15 protein-coding genes and 1 tRNA gene are annotated in these 15,714 nt (G+C 51.9%); 11 read left to right on the top strand and 5 right to left on the bottom strand.

All coding sequences use genetic code 11. The features are described 5' to 3' along the window. Positions 1–5: 5 nt before the first annotated feature. Entirely contained in the window at positions 6–1,688 is a 1,683-nt protein-coding gene (locus CVU69_09875) for a hypothetical protein (protein ID PKN11912.1), read from the bottom strand. Between the two features lie 147 nt (positions 1,689–1,835). Here CVU69_09875 and CVU69_09870 point away from each other — a divergent pair, with 147 nt between their 5' ends. From CVU69_09870 to CVU69_09840, 7 genes are all read left to right on the top strand, one after another. After that, positions 1,836–2,765, top strand: a complete 930-nt coding sequence (locus tag CVU69_09870; protein ID PKN11911.1) for a hypothetical protein — start codon at positions 1,836–1,838, stop codon at positions 2,763–2,765. A gap of 205 nt (positions 2,766–2,970) precedes the next feature. Beyond that, positions 2,971–3,957: a hypothetical protein gene (locus tag CVU69_09865; GenBank protein ID PKN11910.1), complete on the top strand. Its 987-nt coding sequence runs from the start codon at positions 2,971–2,973 to the stop codon at positions 3,955–3,957. A 391-nt stretch (positions 3,958–4,348) separates the two neighbouring features. Beyond that, on the top strand, positions 4,349–4,960 hold the full coding sequence (locus CVU69_09860; protein PKN11909.1) for a hypothetical protein: 612 nt from the start codon (positions 4,349–4,351) through the stop codon (positions 4,958–4,960). Next, positions 4,957–5,688, top strand: coding sequence for a hypothetical protein (locus tag CVU69_09855; GenBank protein PKN11908.1), 732 nt, complete (start codon positions 4,957–4,959; stop codon positions 5,686–5,688). The genes CVU69_09860 and CVU69_09855 overlap by 4 nt, the downstream gene beginning before the upstream one ends. Positions 5,689–5,746: 58 nt before the next feature. Next, positions 5,747–6,082 (top strand): hypothetical protein, encoded by a 336-nt coding sequence (locus tag CVU69_09850; protein ID PKN11907.1) that lies wholly within the window; start codon positions 5,747–5,749, stop codon positions 6,080–6,082. Positions 6,083–6,251: 169 nt separating this feature from the next. Further along, positions 6,252–9,002 carry a phosphoenolpyruvate carboxylase gene (locus CVU69_09845; GenBank protein PKN11906.1) on the top strand — a complete coding sequence of 917 codons (2,751 nt, stop codon included), beginning with the start codon at positions 6,252–6,254 and terminating at the stop codon, positions 9,000–9,002. Positions 9,003–9,189: 187 nt separating this feature from the next. After that, positions 9,190–9,717: a hypothetical protein gene (locus tag CVU69_09840; protein ID PKN11905.1), complete on the top strand. Its 528-nt coding sequence runs from the start codon at positions 9,190–9,192 to the stop codon at positions 9,715–9,717. A 92-nt stretch (positions 9,718–9,809) separates the two neighbouring features. On the opposite strand, the gene CVU69_09835 is transcribed toward CVU69_09840, so the two are convergent. Then, positions 9,810–9,886, bottom strand: a tRNA-Arg gene (locus CVU69_09835). Positions 9,887–10,106: 220 nt separating this feature from the next. Between CVU69_09835 and hpt the strand changes: the two genes are divergently transcribed. Both hpt and CVU69_09825 read left to right on the top strand, forming a co-directional pair. Further along, positions 10,107–10,628 carry a hypoxanthine phosphoribosyltransferase gene (gene hpt, locus CVU69_09830; protein ID PKN11904.1) on the top strand — a complete coding sequence of 174 codons (522 nt, stop codon included), beginning with the start codon at positions 10,107–10,109 and terminating at the stop codon, positions 10,626–10,628. A gap of 31 nt (positions 10,629–10,659) precedes the next feature. Then, on the top strand, positions 10,660–12,216 hold the full coding sequence (locus CVU69_09825) for a hypothetical protein (GenBank protein ID PKN11903.1): 1,557 nt from the start codon (positions 10,660–10,662) through the stop codon (positions 12,214–12,216). Between the two features lie 87 nt (positions 12,217–12,303). On the opposite strand, the gene tatA is transcribed toward CVU69_09825, so the two are convergent. Continuing rightward, the gene (gene tatA, locus CVU69_09820; protein ID PKN11902.1) at positions 12,304–12,495 is read right to left on the bottom strand and encodes a twin-arginine translocase TatA/TatE family subunit; all 192 of its coding nucleotides are present in this window, start codon (positions 12,493–12,495) and stop codon (positions 12,304–12,306) included. Positions 12,496–12,532: 37 nt separating this feature from the next. Further along, positions 12,533–12,706: a ferredoxin gene (locus CVU69_09815; protein ID PKN11901.1), complete on the bottom strand. Its 174-nt coding sequence runs from the start codon at positions 12,704–12,706 to the stop codon at positions 12,533–12,535. 267 nt (positions 12,707–12,973) lie between these two features. Between CVU69_09815 and CVU69_09810 the strand changes: the two genes are divergently transcribed. After that, a complete protein-coding gene (locus CVU69_09810) occupies positions 12,974–14,236 on the top strand; it encodes a propionate kinase (protein PKN11900.1) in 1,263 nt (420 codons plus the stop codon). A 79-nt stretch (positions 14,237–14,315) separates the two neighbouring features. Here CVU69_09810 and pta read toward each other — a convergent pair whose 3' ends face one another. Continuing rightward, the gene (gene pta, locus CVU69_09805) at positions 14,316–15,317 is read right to left on the bottom strand and encodes a phosphate acetyltransferase (GenBank protein PKN11899.1); all 1,002 of its coding nucleotides are present in this window, start codon (positions 15,315–15,317) and stop codon (positions 14,316–14,318) included. Positions 15,318–15,636: 319 nt separating this feature from the next. Here pta and CVU69_09800 point away from each other — a divergent pair. Continuing rightward, positions 15,637–15,714 (top strand): succinate dehydrogenase (locus tag CVU69_09800; GenBank protein ID PKN11898.1); only part of this gene is annotated, 78 nt, incomplete at its 3' end.

Below are 15,714 nucleotides of genomic sequence, written 5' to 3'. Positions count from 1 at the left end.
GTAAATCAGGCGACAGGGGGCTTGGAAAAAAGCGCCTCATGCAGATTGACTGTGTGATTCTTGATCCGTCGCAGGGCGACCGCCATGTCGCTGAAGGTCAGGGCGGGGAGTGCGCCACAGGAACCTGCCTTCATCCGTTTGAGGTGGTTATCGCGGATGGCATCGGCAAGATCGTTGAGACGATGGGCTTCGTCATAGATCTTGCGGCTACTGACGACATCTTCGTTTTTGAAGTCATTGCAAACCTGATTGAAGAAGGCAAAGACCTCACGATGGTAATCAAGGAGATCCTTCCAGGCTTCCTGGCTGAAGTCGAGTTCGTGTTTGTCGAGGCGCTTCATGTACGAGCAGAGTGAAGCAGCGTAATCGGCTATCGATTCAAGTTCATCGGCGGCCCGCACATAGCTGTAGGCACGATCTGACTGGCTATTACTGGCGTTTCCTGACTGCATCAGAGTGACGACAAAGGTGGTGATTTCATGCTGCATGATATCCGTTTCGTCTTCGAGCGAAGTCACCTTGCGGTAGAAACGGTCGCGCCCTTTCAGATCGCGTTGCAGATAGCTGCCGGCGTGACGCAAAGCCTTATGTACCCGGGTCTGCATGCGCTTTAGCTCTTCAAAGACCATGGAAATGCCCATGGAGACCGGGATCGTACCGGGCGCGCCGATATACTTGAAGGCACCCTTGGCCGCCCCTTCTCGCTCCGGCACCATTTTGGTCACCAGCTTTGCCAACTGACCGAGAAACGGGAGCATCACCAGGGTGGCCGTGACGTTGAAGAAGGTATGCGCCATGGCAATGTGGGCAGCGATATAAGGGTAAGTCCCCTCGCTATCAGTAAAGCTGGAGATCCCTGGAACGAATTTTTCGATCAGCTCGACGTAGGTCGAAAAGAAGGAAATAATGATGATGACCCCCAGAACATTAAAGACGGTGTGGGCCATGGCGGCGCGACGGGAGGTTATGGTTCCGCCGATGGCGGCGAACTGGGCGGTGATGGTGGTACCGATATTTTCACCCATGACCAGGGCAATAGCAGTGTAGAGAGGGATGGCGCCGGTTACCGCCAGAGCAATGGTGATACCGAGCATCGCCGAACTGCTCTGGATGACCATGGTCATCAGGCAGCCGATTGCAACGCAGCCGAGAACACTCAGCAGTGTGCGCCCATCCAGAGTCAGCATCAGGTTCATGAAGCCTTCGTCTTTACGCAGGGGCTTGAAGGCATCGCTCATGATTTCAAGGCCGAAAAAGATCAGGCCGAGGGCGACCAGAATCTTGGCACTGGCGGAAATCGAATCATTTTTCGAAAAGAGCATCGGAAAGACGCCGAGGGCGATGAGCAGCAGGCCGTACTTGCCGACCTGAATCGCCAAAATCCAGCCGGTAATTGTGGTGCCGATGTTGGCGCCGAGAATGACGCCGATCGCCTGAGTCAACTGCATCAGTCCGGCGTTGGTCAAACCGACGACCATCACCGTGGTGATCGAGGAGGATTGAACGAAACAGGTGACAAAAAGACCGACCAGGACAGCGAGGAAACGATTGGTCGTCATCGACGAAATCGCTTTGCGGATCAGTCCTCCCGAGAGCATCTGCAGGCTGTCGGAGAGGTACTTCATCCCGAGGATAAAGACCCCGAGTCCGCCGATGGCGGTATAACCCATTTTGAACGGTTCGATCATTGCTTCACCCTTGAATGATTCTATTTTGTGATTTATTTAAAGACTTGATGATACCGACGCGGTGGGCAATCTAGACACCTTTGGTTTTGCTGTCAAGTATAGAAGCAACCGACTTAAATGTAGCCTGACCTTCCTGCTTACGCTAGAATGACGACTATGAACTATTCTTCAAAAGTCCCTGAATCCTGTAGCGAAATGAGCGTGACAGCCTATTTGGCGGCCCGCTTCACCTATTTATCCGAAAGCGCCTGGTCCGGGTTGGTGCAGGAAGGACGAATTTCCTGTAATGGCTGCATCTGCGACACAGCAACGACAGTGAGCAAAGGCGACAGCATCAGTTGTGATTTACCTGAGTTTGAAGCGCCTGTAGTCAACTTCGACTATGACATTATTTACGAAGATGAGTGGCTGCTCGCGGTCAATAAACCGCCGGGACTGCGTGTTCACAGTTCCGGAAAATTTGTCCACGCCAATCTGATATACCATCTCCGTCACCTTCACCAGCCACCTTATCCGGAGGCCAATCTGGTCAACCGACTCGATGCCGACACCTCGGGACTGGTACTGCTGGCGCGCGATAAAGTGGTGTTGAGCCAGTTAATGCGCCAGTTTGCCGAGCGCCTGGTGCTCAAAGAGTACCTCGCTGTGGTTATTGGTCGACCTTGTCCCGCTTACGGCACTATCAATCTGTCGATTGGAGCGGTGAAGGATGCCCGGGTCCCCCGCTTTGGCATAAACAGTCTGGAGGGGAAACCGGCCGTGACCCACTACCGGACCATCCGCCCTCTCTCCAAACATTTCACCCTGCTGGAGTTAAAACCGGAAACCGGCCGCACCCATCAACTGCGCGTCCATATGGCGGCCATCGGTCATCCCATCGCCGGCGATGACCTTTACACCATGAATGACTACGACTATCTCAATACACGTCTCAATACTGTCAAGCCGACACCCCTGCAGGGTCATGCCCTGCACAGCCACCGCCTGCACTTTTCCCATCCGGTTAAACAGACCCTCTGCACCCTGACTGCCCCCTTAGCCCCTGACATTGTGCAGTTCATCAAGGATGTGACATAAATCGCTTCATCTGCCCCGCTAAATCCTAAACATCGGGGTGAATTTCGCCCCTCTTCTGCCACGGAAACTCCTCTGTAAATCATGGCCCAGAGCCAAGAACTTTCCTGCGAAATATTCTAATTTTCAGGCACTTGCCAAAAGATCTTTGCCAGCTATACTCCAAAAAACAAGGCCAGATTGACAAGAAATTGTCGGGGAGGCGTTTATGATGAACTATCGAAAGGGCTGGTTTGTCGAGTTGGCAGCAACCGTCGTCTTTTTGACTGCTTGTGGCGGTGGGGGAGGCGGAGGAGGCAGTGATACAGATCATGCCGCGTCAAATTATAGCGGTGCTAGAACCCAGGCCTACCTCGACGCAAATAATGCCGAAGCTCTGGTGCTGGGGGCTTATGGCGGCATGGGTTATCGAAACATCATCCCTTTGACAGCTGAAAGTCTAACTCTGAGTGACACTTCAGCGGCCGTAATCATCAACCCTTTTAACCTTTCAACCCTTACCCAAAAAACCGTAGAAATGGTGAAGCAGAACTTTGAGATCAAACCTCAGTCACTGCTTGATCCAGCTGAAATTTGCAGCAACTACCCTTCTGGAACAACGAGCGACACCCTCGTTGAATCATTCAGCGCCACTGCCGTTTCCATGAATGGCAACATCACTTTCAGTAACTGCGACATGGAGGGCGTCATCTACGACGGGATGGTCACTATGGCGATGAGCCTCGATCTACAGACTTTTCTTGTAGACAAATTGTCTATGACGATGAATTCACTTTCCATCAATGACGGCGTGACCAGCTATGTTATGTACGGGAATATTTCCGGCACTGAATCGATAGATAACGCCGGCTTTCTGGTCAGCCATCTCACACTCAACGTGACCCTTGAAGGACTTTCAGGAAAAACATACTGGCTTAATCAATATAAGATTGATGGTACTGAGGAAAACACTGGAACACGAAGTTCGATCAGTGGCCGCTACTACGACAATGATTATGGTTATGTGGATTTCGGCACCCTGGAGACGATCTTTATCCCTTACAATCCCTTTGAAGCGACATATGATGGACTTATAAAATTCATCGGTAGTAACAATTCGTATGCAAATCTCTGGTTAGGTGTGAACCAGAATGACTACTGCATCAATGTATTCAATGCGTCAGGTGTTGTTAATCTCGGAACCTGTGCCCCGTAAAATCCCTCTAACCCGACACAAAAATGGTGATGATGAGCAGCAACTGATGGAGGGCGATCATGAATATTCAAAAGCTAAAGGGCGTGACAGGACCATCCTTCTTACTGGTGGCTATTTCCCTGATCGTGTGTTTATCGGCCTGTGGCGGAGGGGGAGGTAGTTCATCTTCTGACCTTGCCGAAGATCCGGCCATCCCCGGCCAGACCGGTCCCGGGGACACCGGTAATTACTTCCCCTTTGCGGTCGGCAACACCTGGCAATTCCGAGGAGTCTCAACGGCAACGGATATTGCTCAACCGTTGAACTATACCAACACCGTGACGATTAGCTGTATTGGATCGAAGAGGGCATCGGCCCGATCACCCTCCCCGACGGCTTGGAAGGGAGTGCGGTGCGGCGCATCGCCAGGAAAGGCGGCACCCCGGAGACGCTGGTTAATGGCGCCCTGAATGGACTGATCACCGCCCCGCCGGAACCGTTGATCCCGGGATCCAGGTTTCCCCGGGGAGGGCTGGTCGTTGACGGCTCCGAGGTCTTCTTTGGCGATAGCAACTTCTTCGATTCCTACCGGATTATGAAGGTCGCCGTGACCGGTGGCGCGATCACCGTCCTCGCAACCATGGCGGAAGATGATTCGCCCGTCGCCATGACCGTCGATGCCGACAACGTCTTCTGGGTCGATGGCAATGCACTGAACCAGGTCGCACGTAGCGGTGGGGCTGTTTCTAAATTGTCTGACACAGAAGATACTCCTCTTGACCTGACCTTTGCCTCCGGGCAGCTCTTCTGGTCAGAAACAACCGGTCCGGCGCATGGTGAGACCGGTCGAATCAAAACGCTCCCGAGCACAGGGGGAACCGCGACAATCCTCCACCAGGGCGGGGATGCGCCCCGGGAACTGGTCATCGCGAATCATCTGCTTTACTGGAATGAAGGGGGGATATTGGCGTTATCGAAGACTTTGGCCGGATTGCCGCCATTCCACAGGAAGGGGGATCAGTGACCGCAGTCGTCGATGGACTTCGCACTGATGCTCCGGAGATCGCCGTGGGAGGTGGCTTTGTCTTCATTGCCGACGGCTGGCGGGTCAAAAAGGTTTCGACCGACGGAAGCGGACTTGAAACCGTGGTGTACGGCGGTGAAGAGATTTCCGTCATTGCCAGTGATGGCACCTATCTCTACTGGATCCAGAGAACCGGCGGGCTCTATCGGGTTCCCGTCACAGGTGGTGCCTCATTACTCCTGTCTGGTACGCCCATGTTCTCGGAGATTGGGCCCATCCGGGTGGCGGGCGGTTTTGTCTTCTGGCTGGAAAATGGACCAACGATTAAAAAAGTGCCGATAGCCGGTGGTATGCCGATACTTGTCACTTTTGGTGCCACGTTAAGCGACTTTGTCACGGATGGAGGTCATCTCTACCTTGCCCAGCTTGACGGCGCAATTTCGCGCGTGCCTGCTACCGGCGGCGCAGGGACGACACTTATTCAAAGAAATTACTCAACAGGTCGTCAGCTCTTCCTCAGCGAAGGGTATCTTTACTGGATTGATGAATTCGATGTCGGGAGGATAGCCAGTAATGGCACGGATACCCCGGTTTTCTTCAGGGTTATCCTCTTTCCCGTAAGTATGCCCGGAAGTCTATGGGTTGATACCCGGAATATTGTCTGGACAGAGCCTGATTCAGATGCAGTCAAAAAAGCCGTGATGTTTTCTGCTGTTGTTGACAACTGATAATTATTATTTATCTTTTTAAAAGGTTATTGACTTTGACATCGAGAGGAGATCAAACATGGCAGGTAAATTCGAATTGAAAAAAGCAAAAGACGGGCAATTCATGTTTAACCTCAAGGCAACTAATGGCCAGGTCATCTTGACGAGTGAACTCTACAAGCAGAAATCCAGTGCAGAGAACGGAATTGAGTCCGTGCGAAAGAACGCGCTCCGTGAAGGTGCATTTGAAAGCAGGGTGAACGCTAAGGGTGAGCCATATTTTGTTTTGAATGCGACAAACGGTCAGGAAATTGGACGAAGTGAGTATTATTCCTCCAAAGCTTCCATGGACAATGGCATTGCGTCGGTAAAAAAGAACGCACCTGATGCCACGGTCGAAGACCTGATCGCTTAAGATCAGAAATGATTTCAAAAAACGATCTACAGACATAAAAGGGATCGGCTACGCCGGTCCCTTTTATGTGCCTATTAGTAAAAAACCCGTTACGAAAACAGGACGTGGTAAGCGGCACCCCTCCTAGCTGTGATACTCTTTTACAAGTGAATAAAAAGGAGGATGTGACATGGAACTTTTTTGGCAGAGCGACGATCAACCACAGCGACTGGCGGAACTGTGTGGTAATCAAGAAGCGGAACGCGATCGGCCGTTGCGGCGTGATGTGCGTTCTCTCGGCATGCTCCTCGGTATGGTCATCCGTGAACAGGCGGGCGAAGCGACCTTTGCTCTGGAAGAGACGTTGCGGGAACTGGTCATCGCCGACCGGCGGACAGTCGCTGCCGACACAGTCCCCCGTCCCTTACAGGAGCGCGCCCGCGCCACGGTCAGCTGCCTCTCGCTGGAAGAGACCCACAACATCGTCAAGGCCTTTGCCAACTTCTTTGAACTGACCAATCTTGCCGAAAGCAACGAACGCAAACGCCGGCTGCGCGCCGGCGGTCTCGGTACTGTACCGCCCAAAGGGGGGAGCATGCGCGGAACGCTGTTGCGGCTGCGCGATGCCGGGATCAGCGCCGATGCGGTGCTGGCCGCTCTGGCGCAGCTTGAGCTGGTACCGGTCTTTACCGCCCATCCGACCGAGGTGGCGCGCCGGGTAGTGTTGCGTAAGCGCCGCCGCATCGCTGCCGTCCTGGCGGGCCTCGACCACCTTCCCCTCACGGATACCGAAGTCGCGGCGGCGCAGGAAACGATCCTGGCCGAGATTACCGCTCTTTGGCAGTCGGACGAAGTGCGCAGGCGCAAGCCGACGGTCAAGGATGAAATCATCATGGGGCTCGACCATTACCCGGTGGCCCTCCTCCCCGCCCTCCCCCCCTTTTACGTCGAACTGGCCAGCGATCTCGAAGCGGTCTATGGCCTGTCAGTGACAGCTTCTGACCTGCCGACGATGATTCGCTTCGGCTCGTGGATCGGCGGCGACCGTGACGGCAACCCCTTTGTTTCTCCGGAGATGACCCGCGCGGCACTGCAGGGTGCCCGCGAACTGATCCTCGGTGATTATCTACGGCAGACAGAAGAACTGCGCGACCTCCTCACCTCTTCGACCTTCCGTCTCGGCGTTGATCCGGAGTTTAGTGAAACCCTGTCCCGCCAGTTGCAGCGCTTCCCTGCAGTCCACAGTGAGGTCGAGAATCTCCCTGAGGGCGAACTACACCGGCGCTTCGTCAGTATCATTCGCTACCGCCTGCGTCAGACCCTGCTGGCTCCAACCGTAGAGGGGGCTTATGCCGATGCAAACGAACTGATCAATGAACTGCAAGAACTGCGGCGCTCCCTCCTTGCCCGCAAAGGCGCCAGGCTTGGCGCCGCCCTGATAGCACCACTGCTCCGTCAGGTGCAGAGTTGCGGCCTGCACCTGCATACTCTTGATATCCGCCAACACGCCAAGGTTCATAATCAAGCCATGGCTGAACTCTCCGCCGCTAAATCGGCAGGAAAACATCTCCCCCCGGTGTCAAGCGCTACGACCGAACTTCTTGAAACAATCCGCTCCCTGGCCCGGCTCAAAGCTGACTATCCACCCGCCGCGCTGCGCAGCTATGTCATCAGCGGCGCGAGTTCGGCAGCGGATGTTCTGCAGCTGATTTGGCTCCTCGAACTCGGCGGCATCAAAGTCGTTGGCACGCCTCAAGGATCCGACCCCGGACTGATGCCCGTTCCCCTCTTTGAATCGATCGATGATCTCCGCCATGCACCGGCCATCTGCCGAACCCTTTGGAGTGACCCCGAGTACCAACCTTATCTGCAGAGTTGGGGATGGCGCCAAGAGGTGATGATCGGTTATTCGGACTCGAACAAGGACGGAGGCATGCTCACCAGTTTATGGGAGCTTTATCGCTGCCAGCGCGTTCTGCATGAGGTCGCCGGCGAATGCGGCGTGACCCTGACCATTTTCCACGGCCGCGGCGGCACGGTCGGCCGGGGCGGCGGTCCAACCCACCGCGCCCTCCTCGCCCAACCCTGCGGCGCCTTCAGCGGCAGCTTCAAGCTCACCGAGCAAGGGGAGGTCATCAGCTTCAAATACCCGGATCCAACCCTCGCCTGCCGCAACCTCGAATTGATGGCAGCGGCGGCACTAGAGGCCCTCTTGACCGGACCGGGGTGCGGCACGTCTCCCCTTCCGGCCTGGGAAGAAGCCCTCGATGCTCTTTCAGCAACCGCTTACGACTGTTATCATCGTGACATCGCCAACAACACTGATATCCCGTTCTATTTCGAAGCGGCAACGCCTGTGCGCGAATTCGATCTCGCCCGTATTGGCTCGCGCCCTGCCCGACGCGTGAGCAGCAGCGCCATCGCCGACCTGCGCGCCATCCCCTGGGTCTTCGGTTGGATCCAGAGCCGCCACGGCCTGCCGGGTTGGTACGGCGTTGGCAGCGCCTTGCAGTCCTTTGCCGGGCGCGGCACGGCCGAAGCGAAGCTCTTGCCCGAGATGATGCAGGCCTTCCCCTTCTTCTCCGATCTCATCCGCAACGTTGAGCTGACGTTGGCTAAGGTCGATCTCCCCCTCGCCCGCCTCTACAGTGAACTCGTCCCCGACATCGCTCTGCGCGAGCGGGTTTTTGCTTTGATCACCGACGAATTCGAACGGACCAAAGGCATGATTCTGCAAATCACCGGACAGAACCACCTTCTCGAAAACAATCCCGCCCAGGCACGCTCGCTGCAGTTACGCGCCCCTTACGTCGACCCGCTCTGCTATATCCAGATCGAGCTGTTGCGCCGCAAACGCGCCGGCAAAGAGAGTGCTGAACTTGACTACGTCCTTGCTGCGACCATCAGCGGAATTGCAGCGGGATTACGCAACACCGGATAATTATTTACCCCGTTCCTGCGCAGAGGGCAAAGAACCTCTAACCATTTGAATTGACTGTAGCAGAACCCGACATCGACCAGACATCTGACAGCATTGCTATGTATGTCTGTATTCAAAAGGAAATCAGCGTGGTAATTCTTGTCGCAACTGCTGTAAAAAATTCAGCGCCAGCGAAAGGAGAAAAGCCATGAACGCACGCCTGATCATCTCTATCATCTCTATCGTCGCTATCGCCGCAATCTTCGGAGGAATCTCCGCAGAGGCCGGCAACGTCAAGGTCAACCTCAACATCAACCTTGACCCCTTCCGTCCGGTTATCATTCGCGAGGAAATCTATCGTCCACCAACTCCGGTCCGCCATGTTCCGGCACCGGTCTATTACCAGCGCGAAGACGTCCGTTTCATCTATCCGGACGAACTCGGTTTCTATGTGGCAGTCGGGGTCCCCTATGAACTTTGTTATATCGATAGGAACTATTATCTCTTCAACGATGGGCGCTGGCTCAGGGCCAACAGTCGTCGCGGCCCCTGGATTGCAATAAGCTACCGGGAGCTGCCGGTTGGGTTGCGTCAGCACCGGATTGAACGGATCCGGGACTATCGCCAGCACGATTATGTGTCGCACCTCGATCGCGAGTACTCCCGTGACCTCTATGAATACAATGCTCGAAACGGGAAGAGAGTAAGGTCAAGGGGAAAGGATCATGCACGGTAAGAAAAACGCTCATGTCTGGATAAATAATCATATCTGTCTCAAGACAAAAGCAAAAAGGGTTTACAGCCCAAGCTGTAAACCCTTAATTTTATTGGTGCGCGGTGCGAGATTCGAACTCACGACCCTCGGCTTCGGAGGCCGATACTCTATCCAGCTGAGCTAACCGCGCGGAAAGTTGTTTTTTATAGCTTATCCCGAAGGGGATGGCAATCGAAATTTTTCATTTTCAACAATAGGGGTGCAAACAAATCTTTACAAAATATTACTGAATTAGCCTTGCATGAACTGTCAAATTGATTTCACTACAAAAGAAGTGAAAAATTGACAGGACAGCTTCACTTTGCTATTTAATATCCTTCTGTATTTTAACGAAATGGATTTTCTTTGCAATGAGTGAGGCTAAGCTCTCCCTCCTGTATTCACAGGAAATGATTGCCAGCGAAGTGTCGCGTCTGGCGGATGAAATTAATCGTGATTATGCTGGCTGCGAAATCCTTGTCGTCGGCATCTTGAAAGGTTCCTTTGTCTTTATTGCAGACATTGTAAGACAACTGACCGTACCAGTGACCATCGATTTCATGCGTTTGGCGAGCTATGGTACCGAGACGCAGTCCTCAGGCATCGTTGAACTTCGCAAGGACATCGAACTACCTGTACAGGGTAAGGATCTATTGATTATTGAAGATATTGTCGACAGCGGCTTGACCCTTGATACACTTTACACCAAGTTGATGCTGAAGAATCCACGTTCTTTAAAGATCTGTACCTTGATTGAAAAGACTTGTCAGAGAGAAGGATCGATCCAACCGGATTATGTCGGAATTTCCATGTCATCCGGTTTTATTGTCGGCTATGGACTCGATTTCAATGAGCAATATCGACAATTACCGGATATCTATCTGTTGGGTTAATGCCATTTAAAAACAGCCAAGGAGACCCCCTGTGGTCATAGAGTGCTCCAGTTGCCACGCACGCTTCAAACTGGCAGATGACAAGGTCAAAGAGAGCGGTACCAAAGTTCGTTGTACCAAATGCCGGGAAGTCTTCACCGTCTTTCCGGAAAGTCCTCCCACCTTGGCCTTGCCGGTTATGACTGTCTCCCATTCTGAACCGGTCCCCTCTGTTGTCGCCAAGCACCAGGAAGAGGTTGATGACGCCTTATTTTCAGGGACAGACGCCACTCCTTTCGCGGCAGGAATGCCCTCCTTTGCTGTAGACGTCCCTGCGGACGAAGATGATGATTGGAATCAGGCTGCTGTGGACAACATCTTTTCAGATGGATTCACTGACGAAACCGGCGCGTCAGACCTTGATGCTATCAATTTCGACGATATTGAGGCCCCGGTCTTTACGGTAGATAGCGGAGAAGAAAACAAAAGCGGATTAGCCGGTGAGACAGCAATCTCTTTTACTGATGCATTCGCTGAAAGCGGGTCAGATCAAACTTATCAAATTGCCGAAGCGACCGATGATCAATCTTTGTCGAGAGAGAGTCATAACGATTTTGCAGCTGACTTCTTCTCGACGACTCCCACCGCATCTCAAGATCTGAACCCGTTCAACGCCGTTGCAACGGATGGTGATTTCACTTTTTCCGGGGAAGATAATCTTGCTGATATGTCCTGGGATGAGCCGGATAAATCCCCTCTCACTACCACTGCACCTGAACAATTCGAGAATAAAGAGTCTGCGCCACAGGACACTGACTTTGATTTCAGCAGTTTCTCTTTCGATGACGTCACTCCATCCGTCAACACAGAGGAAAACAAGAGTACAGAGACTGCTGAAAGTGACGCAACGATTGAACTCTCAACAGGAAACGTGACGGCACCGGCGCCTGTTGAGGCGATACTCCCTCCCCGAGAAGAAGATGCCTCGTCTCCTTCTCTCGCGAAGGACCGCCAGGAGAAGCCTCAACGCCAAAGCAGGCCATTACGTCCCCGTATACACCCGAAGAAGAAAGGTACCAACCGTCTCGCAGTGAAGTTTATCACCTTTATACTTCTCGGCTTGGCAGTAACCTACGGCATCATGAATCGTGAACAGATCCAGAAAACATATAGTAATATCGTTAACAGGTTTATAGAAAATCAAACACGGGTAGAAACAAGTGGTCAAATTGACCTGACCAAGTTAAGTGGCAGTTATATAGTCAATAGTCAAGAGGGTGATTTGTTCGTCATTCGCGGCGAAGCCGTCAACGAATTTAAAGGATTAAGATCTTCCGTTCTGGTTAAAGGAACGATTTTCGGTGCCAACGGGGAGATACTGCAAAGTCAATCCGCTTATTGTGGTAACCCCATAAAAGATAGCAGTCTCAAGAAGTTAAGCTTCAAAGAAATTCGCGATGTCATGAGTAACGAACTGGGAGAAAATCTTGTCAATTTAAATATTGCCGCAGGGAAAGGCATACCTTTTACCATCGTCTTTAACAAGGTTCCTAAAGACATTAAAGAGTTTTCCGTTGAAGTAAAAGAATCCAAGCCAGGATCAAAATAAAAAACCCGCAGCAGCAGAGCTTTTCCCGAAAAAAAGGCCGTTCTCTTAAGAGAACGGCCTTTTTTTCGGGAAACTCAAACAATAGAACTATTTGGTCTCATCTGATTTTTGTTTTTCTGATTCTTGTTGCGTTGAGGGGGGATCATGACTCACTTCTTTTTTGAAGCTGCGAATCCCGCGTCCAAGTGCTCCGCCAATTTCCGGCAATTTTCCGGCGCCAAAGATGACGAGAACGATAGCAAGTATCAAAAAAAGTTCACCAGTACCAAGTCCAAACACGATGGCCTCCCGCGGCTAAAACTACATTTTTGGTTGATCAGGCTGCGGCAATTGCACTAACAGGGCAAGAGTCGACACAAGCCCCACAGTCAATGCAGGTTGCCGCGTCGATCACGCGCTTGTCGCCTACTTCGCTGATGGAACTCACGGGGCAAGTTTCATCGCAAGCACCGCAGTTAATGCAAGCTGCACTATCAATTATATGAGCCATTCGATACACCTCCTTTCGTCATTTTTAAAACTTCAGAACTATAAAACAAGTCAGGTTTACTGTCCAGACTTTCCTTCTACTCTTCAAATTTACTTGTAAAATTCTTGCAATTACACCCCCTTTGTTATATTCTTTATAACGTTATTTCATAAATGAATAATTTTGCCAAGAAAATTTAGCCCCATTGAAAAGCAGGAAATCCCGGACATAATCTGGCAATTCATTTGACCATTTTGTACAGATAAATATTTAAGGAGATTTAGCAGGATGGATATTTTGGCCCTGAATTGTGGCAGCTCTTCGGTTAAATACCAACTCTTCAGTTGGTCGCGTAAAGAAATCATTGCCAAAGGAATGGTCGAAAGAGTGACTGTCGGCGACTCATTCATAATACATGAGGTTCCCAATCGCGAGACCTATCGGGAAGAGTATGAATGCCCGGATCATCGCGTTGCCATTCACCTGATCATCAAAACCCTGACTGATAAGCTGCATGGTGTCGTGACCAGTATGGAAGAAATCTCAGCGGTAGGTCACCGTGTTGTTCATGGCGGCGAAAAATTCACCTGTTCCGTCCTGATTGACAACGACGTCCTTGCGGCCATTAAAGAAGTACAACACCTTGCTCCGCTGCACAATCCCCCTAATATTGCCGGCATCGAAGCGGCTCAATCCGTCCTGCCGGACGCTCCGCATATTGCCATCTTTGATACCGCTTTTCATCAAACAATGCCCCGTCACGCTTATACCTATCCCCTCCCCTATGAATGGTATGAGAAACACGGCGTCCGGCGTTACGGCTTTCACGGCACCAGCCATCTTTATGTCTCCAAACGTGCGTCCGTCCTCCTCTGCAAGGATCCGAAGGATTGCAATATTATCACGATGCACATCGGCAACGGTGTCTCCCATTCGGCGATACAAGGCGGGATTTCGATCGACACATCCATGGGTCTGACCCCCCTTGAAGGCGCAGTTATGGGGACTCGTTGCGGCGATATCGATCCGGCCATTCCCTTGTTCATTCAGCAGCAGGAGAACCTTTCGGCGAAAGAAGTCGATTCAATTCTCAATAAAAAGTCGGGAATTTACGGAATAACCGGACGTTTTACCGATCGTCGCGATGTCATTGAAGAGGCGGAAAAAGGGGATGATCTCTGTATTCTCGCCCTGGAGATCGAAGGTTACCGGTTGAAAAAGTACATCGGTTCGTATTGTGCGGTCCTTGGTCGCCTTGATGCCGTCGTCTTTACGGCTGGTGTCGGCGAAATGGGCTGGAGGATTCGGGAGCTTGCCCTCGAAGGACTGGAACACATCGGCATTATTCTCAATAAAGAGGTCAACAAGAATACCATGACCCGCAAAAGAGAAACGATGATCAGCACCCCTGATTCACCGGTCAAGGTCTTTGTTATTCCGACTGACGAGGAACTTGTCTTCACTGAAGATGTTGTTGCTATCCTCGAAGGAACTTATGCCGACCACATGCACTTTGATTACTCTTTTGCCGGGAAAGAATTTCAGAAGTAAGAAAATTTTTCACAACTATAACAGAAAAGGTCGACGGAATTTCCGCCGACCTTTTCTGTTACTTTCTTTCTCGCCCGGACTAGCCTTGCGCCTGAACAGCGGTGATGGCAGCGACTGAGACGATATCATCGACAGAACAACCGCGCGAGAGATCGTTCACCGGCTTGGCCAGACCCTGAATGATCGGTCCGACCGCTTCAGCACCAGCAAGACGCTCAACCAGCTTGTAACCGATATTTCCGGCATCAAGATCAGGGAAGATCAAGGTATTTGCCATGCCGGCAACATTGGAGCCAGGGGCCTTCTTTTGCCCGACCTTAGCGACCAACGCCGCGTCGGCCTGCATTTCACCATCAATTTGCAGCGCGGGATCGATCGCTTTGGCGATGGCCAGTGCCTTGAGAACTTTGTCGGCGTCTTCGTGGCTGGCACTTCCTTTAGTAGAGAAAGAGAGCATCGCTACGCGCGCCTCAACTCCAAGAAAACTCTTGCAACTTTGAGCAGTTGCAACGGCAATCTCAGCCAAAGCTTGAGCATCGGGATTTGGGTTGACGGCGCAGTCGGCAAAACAGAGAACTCCATTTTCGCCGAATTCAGGGTTTTTGGTGACCATCAAAAAGACAGAAGAGACCGTCTTGATTCCCGGCGCCGTACCAATACACTGAAAAGCGGCGCGCAAGACATCGCCGGTGGTGTTTGCAGCACCGGCCACGGCTCCGCCGGCGTCACCACGACGCACCATCATCGATGCAAAGTAAAGATTATCTTCCTGGGTCAGCAGTCCTCGCGCTTCATCGCGCGTCAAACACTTCTTCTTACGTAACTCGACAAGCTCGTCCACATAGGTGTCAAGTTGGGGCGCAGACTTGGGGTCGAGGAGTTGCACACCGTCAAGGGAAACTCCCAACTCTTTGGCCTTATCCTGCAGAATCCCCGGATCTCCGAGAAGCACAACATTGGCAAGACGATCATTGACGATCAATCCGGCCGCCTGTACCATCCTGTCATCATAACCTTCAGGAAGAACAACGGTCTGCGCTTGCGTACGAGCTTTGGCTTTGATCTGGTCGACTAGATGCACGGGACAGCCTCCTTTAAAACGTAGTTATTAAGTTTTGCTTTTTATATCTGAAGGAATCAGGGGGGTCAACCCATTTTTCTTCCCCGTCATATCCCTCCGGGGACTCTCCAGAACCTGAAATTAACTTTATTTTACAATATCTCTTCGTGATTAACTCCCTCTAAATGGATTGACAGCAACAGCGATGAGTGATATTGAATGGCGTCATTTCTATAACCTCTATATATAACAATTCACACCCTAAGCCGCGGACCTTCTGTTCGCGGATTTCATTCACATTTGGTAAAGGAGAGTTGGCATGCGGTGGTTAAGTAGTTCATTGGGCAAGAAGTATGTGATGGCTTTGACCGGATTTTTTCTGGTCTTCTTTGCGCTGGCGCACATGCTGGGGAACCTG

The organism is Deltaproteobacteria bacterium HGW-Deltaproteobacteria-4, from assembly GCA_002841765.1.
Lineage (GTDB): Bacteria > Desulfobacterota > Desulfuromonadia > Desulfuromonadales > UBA2197 > UBA2197.
Note: the sequence above shows the minus strand (reverse complement) of the source record. Positions and strands in the feature narration are given on the sequence as shown.